The organism is Mucilaginibacter sp. 21P, assembly GCF_019331605.1.
Taxonomy (GTDB): Bacteria; Bacteroidota; Bacteroidia; order Sphingobacteriales; family Sphingobacteriaceae; genus Mucilaginibacter; species Mucilaginibacter achroorhodeus.
On sequence record NZ_CP063061.1, the window covers coordinates 1324403 to 1340751 of the forward strand.

Genomic DNA, 16349 nt, shown 5'->3' on the forward strand with positions numbered 1-16349 from the left:
ACCAGCTAAAAATTATTACGTTAAGCTTTTGAAAAGTGAAATTTGGCACGATACGTGCGTTACAACATATGAATTCACATTGCAGTTAGGAATAGACCGAAAGGTTAAAACAATTGTTGTGAGTTTTTGCCCTTGTCGCTCTTTCGGGCGACAGGGGTTTTTTGTTTTATAACTCTCACCGTGGCTCGACAAATTTAGCGTTACAAAGCTATATTTGTCTGTAATGAGCAATAGCCCCAAGCGTATATATATAGTGCTGTTAATATTGGCGCTGATAGTAAACTTCGCCGGTTTAAACGCGGGCTTTTTTACCGACGACCCCGGGCTTTATGCATCCATCGCTAAAAATATTGTTAAAAAAAGCGACTGGCTGCAGCTTTTTACCTACAACACCGATTGGTTAGATAAGCCTCATTTTCCTTTTTGGATGGCGGCATTGTCGTTTAAAGTTTTCGGGATAAGCGCTTGGGCGTATCGCCTGCCTGCATTACTTTTCTTCTGCCTGAGTTTGCTGTACACCTGGCTGTTTGTCCGCAAGTACTATGGTAAAGACAGTGCATTTATTGCTGTATTGATATTAGCCACTGCCGAACATATCATTATCTCCAACATAGATACCCGTGCCGAGCCTTATCTAATGGCGCTGGTAATAGGTAGTATTTATCACATCAGTCAGTATAAAAACAAAGGCACGCTTAAGCATTTTATCTTAGCTGCCTTACTTACAGCTTGCGCTATCATGACCAAAGGGCTTTTTGTGGTAGTAGCGATCTATGGCGCACTACTGGGGCAGATGATAGCCGAGAAACAATTTTTGAAACTTTTTAGCGGCAAGTGGCTATTGCTTTACCTGTGTACTGTTGTTTTTACGTTACCTGAATTCTATGCACTGTATGTGCAGTTTGATCTTTATCCGAAAAAGTTGGTGTTTGGCAGGTACAATGTAAGCGGCATCCGTTGGTTTTTGTGGGATAGCCAGTTTGGACGTTTTGCTAACAATGGGCCTATTCATCAAAAAAAGTCAGGCGATCCGTTCTTTTTTTTGCATACCATGCTATGGACGTTTTTGCCCTGGTGCCTGATGTTCTATTTTGCGGTTTATAAGAACGTAGCAAAGCTGATCAGGAAAATTAGCCTGCCGGAATATTACACCTTTGCAGGCGGAATGTTACTGCTGCTGTTGTTTTCACTCTCAAGGTTCCAGCTGCCGTTTTACACCAACATTCTTTTCCCGCTCTTTGCCATTATGATGGCTCCTTATATGCTATCGGCGTTGACAAGATCTGAAGAAAGATTAAGGAACGCGTTCTTACTAATATTTGCCATTGCATTGCCACTAATAATTATTGCTGTTCACATTTTACTTAGGCCAGCAAGCAGTTTGTTGTTCATTGTGGATGTTATGCTATTCGGCGCGCTTATTATCTGGCTTATCAAACAGCAAATACTATCAGCTTTAAAGGTTTTTGCCTGCACATGCTGTGCGGCATTATTCGGAAATTTTTATATGAATACCGTTTTCTTCCTTAAAATGGCATCTTATAATTCACAGATCCAGGCGGCTAATTTTATAAATCAACCACTATTTGCCAATGCCAATATTTACAGTTTGAGGCAATCAAACAACAGCTTCCAGTTTTACTGTAAAAAACCGGTTAATTACATTGGTCTTGAAGATTTCGGCAAGTTCTCGCCTAAAGGAAAATCCATATTTTACGCCAGCCAAGCCTCTTTAGACCAGCTGAGAAACGAAAGTGCGCAGTTTACCATCATTGCTACTTTTGTAGATTATCCGCAAGAGAATATCCTGCCTAAGTTTATTAACTACAAAGCCCGGCAACAGGTATTGTCAAAGGCCTACCTCATTACTAAATAGTTACTTTACGGTGTATCGATAAACAACCCTGCCGAGGCGCCCGTTATTATTGATCCCTTCAAGTATTACACGGTAGTTACCTGGCACGGCATTATTAAAACTGAAGGATGCTCCGCCACCGCTATCAGTTGCGATATTAGACTTCCACAAAATTGTAGGGCGTTTGGATTTATTTATTGCAAATGAGGGTTGATAAACCGGGTTGTAAAAACTGCGTGCATTATAGTAACCCTGGGGAGTTACAGATATAATGCCCGGAGCCATTTCCTGGCTTATGGGTTCGGCCTCGGCTCCCTGCCTGGTATTAATGATTATTACCCCGGCACCGGCACCCATGCCATAAATCGCTGCATTGGTACCCTTTAGTATCTCTATGTTATCTACGTCTTGTATCATAACATTATCTATGGAGCCTCCCTGACCAAGCAACCCGTCCACCACTACCATCATGGGTTCTCTTACATAGTTGCCATTTGCAACCACACCACCGGTACGTAAAAAAGCCTGCCCGTTAATAAAATCAACTCCGCGAATTATATTTTGTAAGCCTTGTGACAAGCTTGTTGCACTGGGTATATCTTTTCTAAAAACAACCTGATCAGCATTACCTGCGCCTATTAGACTGGTGGTATGATAGCTTGCACCGGCTTTTCTTTTTCCTGGTTTACTCATCGCTAAATTTACAGCTACATTATTTCCTGTTGAACTGTAATTTGATCTGTCCACAACTTGAACCGGTTCCCTTGTTGGAGAAACAGGCGCCGGGTTGTAGGTTTTTTCAATAGTTACCATGGCGTTTTTACGAATCGATTTATTCTCAACGTTAAATATAAACTTACTTCCGTTGTTAAAGGATACATTGTCAAAAACAAAATTTCCGTCTTTGTCGGTAGTGGCCTGTGCGCTTTGATTAGCATCCGTTAGTACGGAAACTTTTTCATTGGCAATAGGCTTGCCCGCCTTTGTGGCCAGTTTACCCTTTAGCTGTAAGTTACTTTCAGGTTGATAATTGTTTGCAGCAGGCTTTTCAATCTGCGTTTTTACTAAACCTTTGTAACCCTGGGTAAGCAAAAACAGATCAAGGTTGTTGCGTGTATCTGCATTGTTTTTTTCAAAATAGTAACCTGGCTGCTCTATGTAACCGCGAATATCGGAACTAAGTAACAGGTACGATAAAATATTATCTGTCGCCATATCCTTGCATGGATCTTCGTCCTCATTTACAACCGCTGCTGAGAAACTACCTCTTTCGCTACTGCCTGTATTTTGCTTGACATTGACATTAAGGGTCACCTTTTCCCCGCTTTGGTAGATCTGTTTATCAGTTCTAAGATCTATGTTAAGACCATCATTGCCGTTGATAAATAACATCCGTTCGCCTACTTCCATCTCGTCAGGGCCAAACAAAATAACAGTTGTTAAGCCGGATGGAAAATCCTTCTTAGGCATATCAAAGCCAATTATCTGGTTATCTAATGCTGTTTTAACCGTTTTAACTATTCCCGCAGCGGAAATAACAACGGAAATGTTTTTATTCTTATTTTCCAGATAATAAGCTTTGGTTGTATTGATATCTACCGAAAACTTTGCAGAATCTGAATTATTAACTGTCATGGCAATGCCGTTGGCTACTGGTTTCAGCAGATCCACTGTAGATGACGAGCCATCGGCAAAGTTTAATTTTGCGCGGTAGGTTTTACCTGCGATAGCTGTTAAATAAAATTGCCCCATGCCCAGATGAGCCGATCTTAATTTAGCGACAACTACATCATTGTTGTCGACCACCACGCCATGCACGTCAATGCCTAAACCATTATCAGCTACTGCCTTAAACGCAAAACGGGTGGGTATACCGGCTACAAATACCCCTGCTTCCGCAAAAAATTGCATATCGGGCTTGCCGCCTGCATTTTGCGGTTTAGCAGCCGATATGGTGCTATTGACAGGTATAGTGCGATAAAAAAAGTTGTTATCCCTATAGTTACGCATCCAATTGGTATACGCCCTTACCCGGTAATTGCCTTTTTGAAAATAAGCAGGTAAGGCAAAATCGCCGGCGGCAGTTCCGTTTTGCGTTTGCAATAAGATCGATTGTATTATCGAGTCGCGGTCGCTTATCAGATCAACATGCAGCACGCCGCTTACCTTTGATGGTTCGTGTTTTTCTCCAGTTGTTAAATATGCCTTAAAATACATAGTATCGCCTGCATTGTAGCACGCTCTGTCAAAGTGTAAATAGGCTTTCTCGATAAAAGAGTTCGCTGCTGCGGCTTTTAAGTTCTGTACAAACTCATCCGCATTTGCAGGGCTTGATGCCACCTGCGCGCTTAATGGCAATACAAACCCCAACAGGGAGTAAACGCAAAGCAAGGTCTGTCTCATATTTCCTGTGATTTAGATCAAACCGGGCGTTGGATACCCGGCAATAATTGGTATCTAAATATACTGATTTTGAGGGGAATAAGAAATTAACACAAGCCAAAGCCAAATAGGTATGTATTGCACGCCTACTTAGGTAAGAAAAGTTATCCCGGCTGAACGACGTCTTAAGGTTATAGCTTATCGATATAGCATAAAATAACGCTTCGTTAGATCAATTGTCGGCTTTTATTTCTTCCCAATAAACCGTGCCATGGTAGAGGCCATTTTTGCTGGCTACCTGGAATTTAACCTTTTCCAATTCTTCCTTTAACTTCTCGGTAGGGAGGCCTGCGTTAAGCGAGGTGTAGAAAATTACATACCCAGTCTTACTGTTTATGAATTTAAAGTGTTTGTCAGCAGTATTCATAGTAATAATGCTTTATTATATAACTGCGTTCTTTAAATTTTAGTTTGTAAAAAGGGCGGTTATTTTTGTTAACCGCCCTTTTTATTATTTACCGCCGCCGCTTTCAGGAATATCCGTTCCGCCATTATTATCGCGGCCCTCTTTCTCCTTGTCTTTGGCAAAATCAAGCTTACCAAATTTGTAGCTTAAAGTGATCCCGAACGAACGTAATGGCATCTGCCTCAGGCTTTCCTGATTAAAGCTTACACCCGTAGTGGTAGAGTATTGATCAACATATTTATTAAACGGATTATTTGCTACCAAACCTATGCTGGCCTTCTTATCCCAAAACTGTTTACGTACTGCAAAATTGTACCAAAAGAACTGCGGCCTTGTGCCTTGTAACGTTCTCGCGCTGGAGTTGTAGTTGCCAAATATCTCAGCCATAAAATTATTAGGGAACTGATAATTAGCATTTAGGTTTATGCGATAGTTAAAAGCACTTACGCGTTGGATAGCATTATTATTAGCAGGGTCTGGTGCGGTGTTCCAGCGGTTGGCAATAAAAATATTGCTCCGCAGGTTAAGTTTACCAACAGGCACAGATGCAAATATATTACCACCCAACGTGCTTTGCGTACCACGGTTAGCACGCTGGCTAAGCAATACGTTGGTATACCTGTCTCCATTGACAACCAATGTATCAAACTGGGTGGTATATTGCTGTATATCATCTTTGTTATGGCGGTAAAAACTACCTACATAAAAATTAGCGCCGCTATTGAACGATCGATTGTAACCCAGTTCAACACTATTGCTTTTCTCTGGCTTTAAGTTAGGATTACCTGTGCTGATGTTGTGTGGGTCACTGATGTTATAGAAAGGATTTACTTCGCCGTAATCAGGGCGCTCTATCCTGAATGAGTAACTCAATTTTATGCTTTGCGTTGCATCCAGTTTATGTGAAATAACCGCCGATGGCGCCACAGTGTTGTATCCAGGAATAACCACGCCGGGGAAATTGGCGTTGGTTGTGGTATACTCATTACGCAAGCCCAATTTCACATCCAAAAAATTCTTGAATAACGATGCCGTTGTAGAGATATAACCGGCGTAAATGTTACGCTTATAGTTAAAGCCGTAAGTTTGGTTGGCGTTGTTTAAATAATTCCCGGCAGCATCGAGCGTATCTGTATTAATGATATTGGTAAGGTTTTCTAAAACCACTTTTGCACCGCCTTCCAAACTAAAGTTTTTGGTAACCGGGTGCGTATAATCTAATGAAATGTTGGTTTCCCTGTCCCGGCCTGGGTTATAGCCCCTTGTGCCGGTAGCGGTCATCATTGGCGCATCATAATCCTGGCGTTGAAAATAGTTTACGGTGTTTTTACTACTGCTGGTGGTAATTAAAAACTCTAACTCCTGGCCTTCTTTTGCAAAGGTCTTCTTATAGTTTAAGCTGAGATCGGTAGAGTAAGCACTAAAACGGCTTTCAGAATTTCTGACACTGTTAAGGTCGTTCAATAAAGCTCCTGATATACCGTACAAACTTTCTTCCTGGTTGGTAATGCCTTTATTGCTGTTGCCAAAATGATCAAAACCTACAGAAGCGGTAAGGTCGTCTTTTGGGGTGATGCTCCAGTTGAAACTTAAGCCCGATTGATAGCCACTGCGTTTAGTATCTGCGTACCCATCCTGGAAAAGTTCGCTTCTGCTACCATCCGGATTACTGGATGTACGCTTATTCGTATTCAGCGCCCTGGTATTCAGCATAGCGTTGCCGCTAAAAAATGCGTTAACACCAAAATTCCCTTTGCGGGCGTTCAGGTTAAAAGATCCATTCTCCTGGCGTGTACCTGCTGTTAGGTTAACACTTCCATTAATACCCGATACCTTACTATCCTTTAAAATAATATTAATGATACCACCTGTGCCTGCTGCATCGTATTTAGCGCCCGGGCTGGTTATTACCTCTATACTTTTAATCTGGCTGCCCGGGATGGCCTGCAAGGCATCGGCAAGGCTTGCCCCAAAAATACTGCTTGGCTTACCGTTGATCAAAAAACGGATATTAGCATTACCCTGTAGCTCCACGTTGCCATCAATGTCAACAGTTACTTGCGGAACTTTCTTTAACACATCAATAGCTGCCCCGCTTTGCGCCGTAAGATCATTTTGGGCATTGAATACCATTTTATCAATACGGTTTTCAATTATCGGTGCTTTGGCAATAATATCTACTCCCTTTAACTGGTTTTGGTTAGGTTGCAAAAGCACAGTGCCAATGGTAGCAATACCGCCATCTTTAACTATAACATGCTCAACTATGTACTTTTTATAACCTAAAAAATCCACGGTAACACGGTAGTCACCTGCCGCTATGCTTTGTATGTTGAATGTGCCTTTTTCATCTGTACTAATGCCATTGAACGGGCTTGTACTGCCTTGCTTAAATACAGATACTGTAGCGTAGTCTACCGGTTGTTGCGTGGTGGCGTCTATTACCTTTCCAATCAATTTACCTTTGCCCCCGGTGTTTTGGGCAAAAGTGCAGAACGATAACAGGATAAATGAAACTGACAGGATGTAACTACGCATAATGGCCTATAATGGAGGCGCAAATCTCCACAGAAAAATCCGATTAATGCGGAGGTTTCGTAAATGTTACATACACACTAAGGCAATGTTAAAAAATAAGCACAATGCTGCCGCCGATGATCAATAAAGCGCCCAAAGCATTCTTTAAAGTGAGTTGCTCGCCCAAAAACACTACAGACAAAACAATTGCCAATGCCACACTCAGTTTATCAACAGGGGCCACTTGCTGCACCTTACCAATTTGCAATGCCTTAAAATAAAATACCCATGATAACCCGGTAGCACAACCGGAAAGGATAAGAAAGGTCCAATTGAGCCGGTTAAGCGTTTGGATGCCCGTTTGTGCGTGCTTAAAAAACACAATTGACCAGGCAAGTACCACTATCACAACAGTACGTATTGCCGTAGCTAAGTCGCTGTCAATGTCCTTGATGCCTATCTTAGCAAAAATTGCAGTTAGTGCTGCAAATACAGCCGAAAGTAAAGCGTATATCCACCACATAGTTTTCTGTTTATCTAATTATTTGGCTTGCTATTCAAAAATTAATGTTATTTTAGTCAAATATATTTCGTTAAGATTAACAATAATTGATTTTTTAGCCGTATTTTTAAAAAATATTTATAGTTGAAATACAACCGTTGTACGGAATTGTTATCTTCAACGTTTTAACCCTAATATGAAGAAAACAGATTTTATCTACTCGCAGGAGTCCGAACCGCATCGTATACGTACAAAGAAAATTCTTAAGCAGTTCCCACAGCTACGAAACTTAATAGGTAAAAATCCAAAAACCATCTGGGCTATCTTAGGCATTGTTGGCTTCCAGGTAGCATTAGCATGGTTTCTTCGCGATCAATCTTGGTGGCTTGTTTTTGGCGCAGCCTATCTGCTTGGGGCATTTGCAGACCATGCTTTGTTTGTAATGATACATGAGTGTACCCACCAGTTATTATTTAAAAATCGTAACGCTAACCGCTGGGCAGCCATACTGTCAAACTTACCGCAGGTAGTGCCAACGGCAATGTCGTTTGAAAAATATCATATTAAACACCACTCTTTCCAGGGTATACACGAGCTTGACGCCGATCTGCCAAACCGTTGGGAAGCCAAACTGATAAGCAACTCATTTGTGGGTAAAGCTATCTGGTTATTGTTTTTCCCGCTATTCCAGATCTTCCGCCTTTCCCGCTTACGCGAGATCAATCCTTTCGATAAATGGATAGTGATCAACTTTGTGGTACAAATGGCTTTTAACGTAGCTATATGGTACTTTATGGGCTGGCAATCGGTTGTTTTCCTGGTGGCAAGCTTCTTTTTTTCTGTTGGTTTACACCCGCTGGGCGCACGCTGGGTGCAGGAGCATTACCTTACCCACGGCGAGGAACAGGAAACTTACAGCTACTATGGTGGTTTAAATAAAGTAGCATTTAACGTAGGCTTCCATAATGAGCATCACGATTTTCCATCAATACCATGGAACAGGTTGCCAGAGATAAAAAAAGCAGCACCTGAATACTATGATACGCTGCACTCGCACCAATCATGGACCAAATTATTTTTCCGTTTCCTTTTTGATAAAGAGATATCGTTATTTAACCGCATATTGCGTAAAGAACGCGGCAAGGTAACCTTGAAGGACGTTTCTAAGCCTGATGCTGAGATCGTTTACACAGAGAAAACAACCCTCATTGTTCAAGACTAATAACTAATTATAAACTTAAATTAGAGCGGCCTGTAATATATGGGTCGCTTTTTTGTTATATAAGCTTACTATGGTCAGATCAAGAGCTGTTAAAATAATTGTCCCGCTTGTTGTATTGGTGTTTGTTGCAGCATTTGCCAAACACCGCTTTATCGACAGCAAAATGCAGCCCGAAGGCAATTTGAAAGATAAAGCGATGGACGAAACATCGGGCATAGCAGCTTCTACTATCAATCCCGATATATTTTATGTACATAATGATAGCGGCGACACCAGTCGTTTTTTTGCAATAGATGCAAAAGGAAATCTTAAAAGCACCATTTATTTTAAAGGAAATGAACAACCTCCGGGCGTAACAGATTGCGAAGATATTGCCGTTGGCCCCGGACCTAAAAAAAAACAGAGCTACGTTTACCTTGGTGATATAGGCGATAACGCTGCGCACAGAAAAGCTATCACCGTTTACCGTTTCGCAGAATCAGCAGCCTGGGCAAGTGCCGGCAACACAGAAGCTAAACCAATAGCTTTCACTTATCAATATCCTGACGGGCCAAAAGATGCAGAGGCTATGGCCATAGATCCGCTGCAAAAACTGCTTTACATTGTTACCAAACGTGGCGACAGCGTTGGCGTTTACACGGCCCCGCTCAACACTGGTGAAGGGGATACTACAAAACTCACCTTTAGAGGCAAATTGTTTTTCTCGGGCTTAAAGCCTTTTAAATGGATCACCGCTGCAGACATATCAAAAGATGGCAGCCAGGTATTGGTTAAAAGCTATGAACGGGTTTACTATTGGCGCAGGCAAGGCAACGAGGCTATTTGGCAAACACTGCAACACCCTGCCCGTGAGTTACCATACAAACAAGAACGCCAGGGCGAAGCTATCGGCTTTAGCGCAGATGGTAAAAGTTATTACACTACCAGCGAGGGCGTTTTTGCCCCCATATACCACTATTCTTCTCCCGATAATTAACGGTTTTTTATAAGGGCCTGGTAGTTTACTTTGTCAAATTCAAACTCGGGCATTTTGGCGGCTTTGCAATAATTTACCACCATATTGTAACTACCGGCACTTTGGCGTGGCACATACATGCGGTAGCGATAAGCAGGCGGTAGCTCGGTATCTTCCCAAACACTTAGTTTTGTTTTAGGATCAATAATGTAAATATTGATGTTTGATTTTTTTACAAATTGGTAAAAAGGTGGTGCTTTGAGGTTATATTTATTATTACCTATCTTTTTAAAATCATTTAATACATGCGGCTCGGGGCCTTCTTCGCCTCGGTAGATGATCGTGCTATCAGTAATCATTCTTTTGTCTGCATTTCCCCAATCAGCCGGTGCATATAGGTAGCGCTCGCCCCTGTAAGTGTAAACCGGCAGCCACTCGTTAGGCAGCCCGGCCAGGTCATATTTTTTTAGCGGCTTTGGGTTACGCACCTTTAATACCCTATACGCTTGCTTATAGTTCACAGTATCGTAATGGTCAAACTTAAAATTTACCAGATCTTTAAAGATCTGTGCAGCATGATTTTTCTCTACATAAACTATGTGGTAATAATCTTTGGTCTTCTCTTTCTGCAGAAACATGGTATCGGTTGCTGCAGGTGCGGTGGCTGTTTTTGCGATGTCTTTTTTTGCGGTATCATCAGCTTTGTTGTTGTTATTGCCGACACAGGCCGTAAGTAAAAGCGGTATCAGGTAGAGTAATTTTTTCATAGTTGTATTACCTTATTAATAAACAAGCGTAATAATTACTTCAATATTATTCATTATTTCCTGATTATTTTTGAAGGATCATTGCGATTATTAAATATCAAAAAAAATTTAATCGGAGGCAACCTTAGCAACACCTGCTGCGTGATGTATGCAGATAAGGTAAAATTCGGGGTAGTTAACAGATAAACCCAAATATGGGCGAAGAAGAATTACGAGAACTGGTAAGCGGCTGTTTAAAGGATGACAGGTTAAGCCAAAAGCTGTTATATAAGGCTTTTTATGGCTTTGCTATGGGCATCTGCCTCAGATATGCCAACAACCGTTACGAAGCTTCTGAAGTGATGAACCAGGGTTTTTTTAAGGTTTTCAAAAACCTGGAGAAATACGATAAAGCCAAACCTTTTAAAGCCTGGCTCGGCCGTATAATGGTAAACACTTCCATAGATTATTATCGAGCTAATCTTAAAGTTGCCTATACGGAAGAGCTTGATAAGGCAGAGCACGTTAATGACAATGATTACGCAGATAAAAATTTAAGCTATAACGAACTGCTTGAGATGATTACCAGGCTGCCACGGGCATACCGCACCATATTTAACCTGTTTGCCATTGAAGGCTACACACATGAGGAGATTGGCGAAATGCTGAACATCAGCGTGGGGACATCAAAATCAAACCTGCACAAGGCACGTGAAAAATTAAAGGTAATGATAGCGGAAAGTGAGCGTTTGCCCGGATACCTATCAAAACAATCAGGAGACAACATTATAACAGTAAACCAAACAAATACACCCAACCTGTCCGTATCTTTTTTTAGCAGAAACAACAAGAAATGAAAGAGGAAAAAGAAGATAGTATTGATAAATTGTTTAGCCGCGGCCTTAGCGACCCGGGCGACAATGCATCATACCGCGAGGCGGATTGGGACAAACTTGAAGCTATGCTGGATGGCCGAGCCCCTAAGGCCGGTGGCATCCCTAAAAACATTATTTATCTCATCACTACCATTGCAGCAATGCTGTTGATCGTAATTGGATTGGCTTACTTTAAGGGTGATAATAAAACCACAAACCAACAGGTAACAACTAAGAAGCCGCAGATAAAAAAAGACTCAACTAAAAACGGTTCGCCCGTGCAGCAACAGGAAGTTCTCGCAAGTGGTACACTTTCGGCCGGTAAAAACAGCGTAGTTAGTGCAAATGAAAAGAGCCGTAAACGTAAATCGTTCTTCACCTTATCTGCTGCACCGGGCAACCGTATGTTTAATAATGGCATCATTGTGCCACATTATACAGGTGAGCCATTATTGAAAGATTCTGCAAATAAAAGTTTAGTAAGGAGCAGCAGCAACGAGCCTGCTATCACTTACAATAGCATAAAGCGTGACACAACACCGCCAGATCCGGCGGTGAACCTCGCAGCACTGAAACATGCTGATAGTGTGATCAACGGCGTTAAAAGGACGGAGTTGGTATCGGTTGTAAATGATATTAAAAAGCCTCTTAAAACAGTTGGAACGGCGGTAAGCTATCAACCTACTTTCGCCATGACGATTGTTGCTTCACCGGATGTAAACAGCGTGAACGGTTTAAGTAATACCCGCGTGGGTACAAACGCAGGTTTAATGTTTACGGTTGGCTTATCAAAATGGACCATTAGCACGGGCGCGGTTTATGCTGATAAACCTTACGCTGCGCCGTTCTCCGCCTACTCATCAGCCTATAAATTTTCAACAAACCCCAGTGAGGTTTATGCAAGCTGTGCCGTGCTGGATATTCCACTTAACATTGGTTACCGGGTTTATAATAAAAATCGCAATAAGTTCAGCATAGGTACCGGTCTGTCATCTTACTTTATGCTGCGAGAAAATTACACTTTTGATTATCCACCAAATGGGGTGCAGGGACCGGCTACCTACAATATCCGCAATCAAAACCAGCACATATTTGGCATACTTAATTTAAACGCTACTTATCAGCGGGATATCAATTCGAGGTTCGGGATAGCTATACAACCTTACATGAAATTACCGCTCACAGGTATAGGCTACGGCAAGGTCAACCTCCAGTCGACAGGGGTTGCAGTGGGAGCTACATGGAACATAATATCGGGCAAAAAACCTAAGTAAAAACATGAAACATATCGGGTTAATTTTACTCGTCTGGTTTGGGATAAATCAGGCGGGGCAGGACATCTATGTCTGTAAAAATGCAGTTGTAAACATCTATTCGAAGGCACCGATTGAAGACATCGAAGCCAGATCTGCTAAGGGGACATCCGTGCTGAACACCACAACAGGAGAGGTTGCATTTGCGGTGCCTATCCGCTCTTTAAAGTTTGAAAAGGCCCTGATGCAGGAGCATTTTAACGAGAACTACATGGAGAGTGATAAGTATCCTCAGGCATCCTTTAAAGGCAAAATAAATGAAAAGATAGATACCGGTAAAGATGGAGTTTACCCGGTTACCGCTACAGGTGTGTTTGAAGCGCACGGTGTAAAGCAAAACCGCACCATACCGGGCAAAATAACCATCAGCGGCGGTAACCTTGCATTAACCAGCGAGTTTATGGTGGCTTGTAAAGACCACAAGATAGACATACCCACACTGGTATTTAAGAACATCGCCGAAACTATAAAAGTGAACGTAACGGCGGCATACTCGCCTAATAAATAACAAAAACTCCCTCACAATAACCATGAAAAGATCCCTCTTATTTGCAGCATTGCTGTGCTCGGCAATTATGGCTTCTGCGCAAACAAAATCTGATAGTACTACAAAAGCCAGCAGTACGGATTCATTAATGAACACGCTAAGCTCACCCGAAAAAGGCGAACCTGTTATTGCAACCTTTAAGGCAACCCGCCTCATATTTTCGCAAACCACCGAGACCGTAAAAAAGAAAGAACTCAACTTTTTGGTGATACACCGCTTTGGCGACATTGCTGGCGCACAGGGTGGCGGCAAAACCTTTTTCGGGCTCGATAACTCTTCGGACATTTACATTGGTTTTGAGTATGGCATCAGCGACAACTTTAACATAGGCCTTGGCCGAAGCAAGTATGAGCAGCTGATAGATATGCACCTTAAATACTATCTACTGCACCAAACCACCGATAATAGCGTACCGGTAGCGGTAAGTTTATTTCTGAAGGGCGGTTTTAAACCCTACCATGTTGAAACCAACATTTACGACAATTTTGCCAATCGTTTCGCCTACTTTGCACAAGCTATTGTTGCACGCAAATTCTCAAGCGCTTTATCCTTGCAGATATCTCCCTCTTACGTAATCGACAATATTCCCTTCCCGCTGGCGCCAACAAACGAAAATAACTTCTTTGCTATATCAGCTGCAGGCAGGCTCAAGTTCTCTAAACGCATGGGTATCGTATTGGATTATTTTCATCCCTTTTCCAGGTTTAGGAACAACAGCGTAGATCCTAAATTTTATGATGGGTTAGGCGTGGGCCTGGAGATAGAGACAGGTGGGCACGTATTCACTATCAACTTAAGTAACGCCCAGGCCATATCAGAGATCAACTACATGAGCAACACAACTTCAAACTGGGCTAAAGGCCAGTTCAGGTTAGGTTTTACCATTTCAAGGATATTCGACTTTAACAAGAAACATAAATCAGCTTACTAAACAAAAAACTCATGAAAAGGCAAGAATTTCTTTCAAAATTAGGTATCAGTGTAGCTGCTGCATGCATTGGCTGTGAAGTAGTTAGCTGCACAAAAAATAACCCGAGTGCTATTGATGATAAGGGGGGCGACAATAATCCACCATCGTCGGGGGCTGTATTATCTGCAGATCTAAGCAGCGAGTTACAAACCGTGGGCAGCTCAAAAGTGGCCAATGGCGTTATCATTGTTAGGTTAGCTGCGGATAATGTACCTGCTTCTTTTACCGCAGTACAGGTGGCCTGCACACACCAGGGTACGGCTATAAATTTCAATAGTAACCAAGGTGTTTTCATTTGCCCTAATCATGGCAGCGAGTTTACCACAACCGGCGCTGTTAAGGTTGGCCCGGCCACACAACCACTTAAAAAGTACAACGTAGCTATCGCAGGTAGCAATTTAACGGTTACCGCATAGCATTTAACATTGCAAACGGCCGGGCAGCATAACGAAAAAATTTGAGGGGTTATTTCGGGATGCCGGCCGTCTTGCTTTTACATTCCATAATTTCAGAAAAAACTTAATGGCGCAGGCCTTGTTCTTATTAGCAAACTAATAATTGTAATGATGAGTGCCTACCAGCAAAAATGGATAGATATATTGCAAGCAGCCAACTTAAAAGGCTGGGAGATAAAAGCCGAAGGAAATGAGATACATGTTGAGATGCCGCATGTGAGCGATCTGAAATTGATAAGGGATAACTTACCGGCAACACTTGCTGCATTAGCACTGGACATTAATTTACCTCCCGAGCGTTTAAAGTTTATCTTCCACAACGGATACGAGAACTTTGAGTACGTGCTTAACCCAAGCGCCGAGGAACTTAACGAGGAATAGCTTAAATTTTAGCTTTGGTGGAAAATGCGGTTACGCAAACGCCCATTAAGGCAATTAGCGTAAAAGATGCGCGTAGCGAAAACGCACCTGCGATAAAGCCGATTACCGGGGGGCCAACCAAAAAGCCCATAAAGGCTATGGTAGATACCGCCGCAATAGCAACACCCGGCGACATGGTTTTTGACTTACCTGCAGCACTGTAAACTAACGGTACTACAGATGATACGCCAAAGCCTACCAGTAAAAATCCACCCAAAGCGGTGTAAATATGTGGGAAGATAACAGCAATGGCCAAGCCTGTTGCCGTAAGCATACCGCTCAATTGCAGGGTTCGCTTTAAGCCAAACCTGTGCGAAAAGCTGTCGGCTACAAAACGCCCTGTTGCCATGGTAAACATAAAGGCAGTGTAACCCAAGCCCATAATTTCTTGAGGCGCGAGCACTACCTTTTTAAAATAAATAACGCTCCAATCGAACATTGCACCTTCGCAGATCATAGAACAGAATGCGATAAGCCCGAGTTTAATAAGCGATTTATCAGGCATTACAAATGCCGGTCCTGCACTTGCGGGCTTATCAAACTTAAGGAATCTTGAGGTCGCTACAATGGTTAGCAACACCACCAGCATGATCATCACGAAATGATGCAGTGGTACAATGCCGCGGCCAATCATAAAAGTACCTATGGCTGCACCGGTAAACCCTGCCAGGCTCCATAGGCCATGAAATGAGGCTAAGATAGGCCTGCCATACATTTCCTCAGCAGCAACGGCTTGGGTGTTTACAGATATATTGACCGCATTGCTGGCAAAGCCAAACAACAATAAGCAGCAAATTAATTGAATAGTATTGGTGCAAAGTCCTAACACCGACAACGTAATGCAGTAAATGGTAAGCGAAGCAATTAACAAATTACGGCTGCCTATGCGGGTAATTATCCAACCGGAAAATGGAAGTGAGCAGATCAACCCAACCGGAAGAGAAAACAAAACACCGCCTAATGCGGCATCACTAAGTTTAAGCGTTTGTTGTATGGTTGCTATACGCGATGCCCAACTGGCAAAACAAAGCCCGGTCATAAAGAACATTACGCCAACTATTGCACGTAGCGTTGTTCTCGAAAATTTATAAGTTGGTAATACTGCGTTCAATTCAATGTGTAAA

At 42.3% G+C, this 16349-nt stretch carries 15 protein-coding genes; 9 read left to right on the top strand and 6 right to left on the bottom strand.

From position 1 onward, the window contains the following. Nucleotides 1-223 precede the first annotated feature (223 nt). A complete protein-coding gene (locus tag INP83_RS05840) occupies nucleotides 224-1876 on the top strand; it encodes a glycosyltransferase family 39 protein (protein ID WP_219126665.1) in 1653 nt (550 codons plus the stop codon). Here the strand turns inward: INP83_RS05840 and INP83_RS05845 are convergent, their stop codons facing one another. The 4 genes from INP83_RS05845 to INP83_RS05860 all read right to left on the bottom strand — a co-directional run bounded on the left by INP83_RS05845 (nucleotide 1877) and on the right by INP83_RS05860 (nucleotide 7743). Continuing rightward, nucleotides 1877-4258 (bottom strand): MG2 domain-containing protein, encoded by a 2382-nt coding sequence (locus INP83_RS05845; protein ID WP_219126666.1) that lies wholly within the window; start codon nucleotides 4256-4258, stop codon nucleotides 1877-1879. A gap of 211 nt (nucleotides 4259-4469) precedes the next feature. Next, nucleotides 4470-4664, bottom strand: a complete 195-nt coding sequence (locus INP83_RS05850; RefSeq protein WP_146269085.1) for a hypothetical protein — start codon at nucleotides 4662-4664, stop codon at nucleotides 4470-4472. A gap of 84 nt (nucleotides 4665-4748) precedes the next feature. Next, entirely contained in the window at nucleotides 4749-7241 is a 2493-nt protein-coding gene (locus tag INP83_RS05855; RefSeq protein ID WP_219126667.1) for a TonB-dependent receptor domain-containing protein, read from the bottom strand. Between the two features lie 88 nt (nucleotides 7242-7329). Then, the gene (locus INP83_RS05860; RefSeq protein ID WP_146269083.1) at nucleotides 7330-7743 is read right to left on the bottom strand and encodes an EamA family transporter; all 414 of its coding nucleotides are present in this window, start codon (nucleotides 7741-7743) and stop codon (nucleotides 7330-7332) included. 175 nt (nucleotides 7744-7918) lie between these two features. Between INP83_RS05860 and INP83_RS05865 the strand changes: the two genes are divergently transcribed. Continuing rightward, nucleotides 7919-8944: a fatty acid desaturase gene (locus tag INP83_RS05865; protein WP_146269082.1), complete on the top strand. Its 1026-nt coding sequence runs from the start codon at nucleotides 7919-7921 to the stop codon at nucleotides 8942-8944. 70 nt (nucleotides 8945-9014) lie between these two features. Then, a complete protein-coding gene (locus INP83_RS05870; RefSeq protein WP_219126668.1) occupies nucleotides 9015-9920 on the top strand; it encodes a hypothetical protein in 906 nt (301 codons plus the stop codon). On the opposite strand, the gene INP83_RS05875 is transcribed toward INP83_RS05870, so the two are convergent. Then, nucleotides 9917-10666, bottom strand: coding sequence for a hypothetical protein (locus tag INP83_RS05875; RefSeq protein WP_219126669.1), 750 nt, complete (start codon nucleotides 10664-10666; stop codon nucleotides 9917-9919). The genes INP83_RS05870 and INP83_RS05875 overlap by 4 nt on opposite strands. A gap of 194 nt (nucleotides 10667-10860) precedes the next feature. Between INP83_RS05875 and INP83_RS05880 the strand changes: the two genes are divergently transcribed. From INP83_RS05880 to INP83_RS05905, 6 genes are all read left to right on the top strand, one after another. Beyond that, nucleotides 10861-11502: an RNA polymerase sigma factor gene (locus INP83_RS05880; protein ID WP_219126670.1), complete on the top strand. Its 642-nt coding sequence runs from the start codon at nucleotides 10861-10863 to the stop codon at nucleotides 11500-11502. Further along, nucleotides 11499-12794, top strand: a complete 1296-nt coding sequence (locus tag INP83_RS05885) for a hypothetical protein (RefSeq protein ID WP_219126671.1) — start codon at nucleotides 11499-11501, stop codon at nucleotides 12792-12794. Before INP83_RS05880 ends, INP83_RS05885 begins: the two co-directional genes overlap by 4 nt. Nucleotides 12795-12798: 4 nt before the next feature. Next, nucleotides 12799-13341 carry a YceI family protein gene (locus INP83_RS05890; RefSeq protein WP_219126672.1) on the top strand — a complete coding sequence of 181 codons (543 nt, stop codon included), beginning with the start codon at nucleotides 12799-12801 and terminating at the stop codon, nucleotides 13339-13341. 22 nt (nucleotides 13342-13363) lie between these two features. Next, nucleotides 13364-14311 carry a DUF5777 family beta-barrel protein gene (locus INP83_RS05895; protein WP_146269076.1) on the top strand — a complete coding sequence of 316 codons (948 nt, stop codon included), beginning with the start codon at nucleotides 13364-13366 and terminating at the stop codon, nucleotides 14309-14311. 11 nt (nucleotides 14312-14322) lie between these two features. Then, on the top strand, nucleotides 14323-14766 hold the full coding sequence (locus INP83_RS05900) for a ubiquinol-cytochrome c reductase iron-sulfur subunit (RefSeq protein WP_146269075.1): 444 nt from the start codon (nucleotides 14323-14325) through the stop codon (nucleotides 14764-14766). A gap of 147 nt (nucleotides 14767-14913) precedes the next feature. Continuing rightward, a complete protein-coding gene (locus INP83_RS05905) occupies nucleotides 14914-15186 on the top strand; it encodes a hypothetical protein (RefSeq protein WP_146269074.1) in 273 nt (90 codons plus the stop codon). 1 nt (nucleotide 15187) lies between these two features. On the opposite strand, the gene INP83_RS05910 is transcribed toward INP83_RS05905, so the two are convergent. Beyond that, nucleotides 15188-16336, bottom strand: coding sequence for an MFS transporter (locus INP83_RS05910; RefSeq protein WP_255563263.1), 1149 nt, complete (start codon nucleotides 16334-16336; stop codon nucleotides 15188-15190). Nucleotides 16337-16349: the final 13 nt, after the last annotated feature.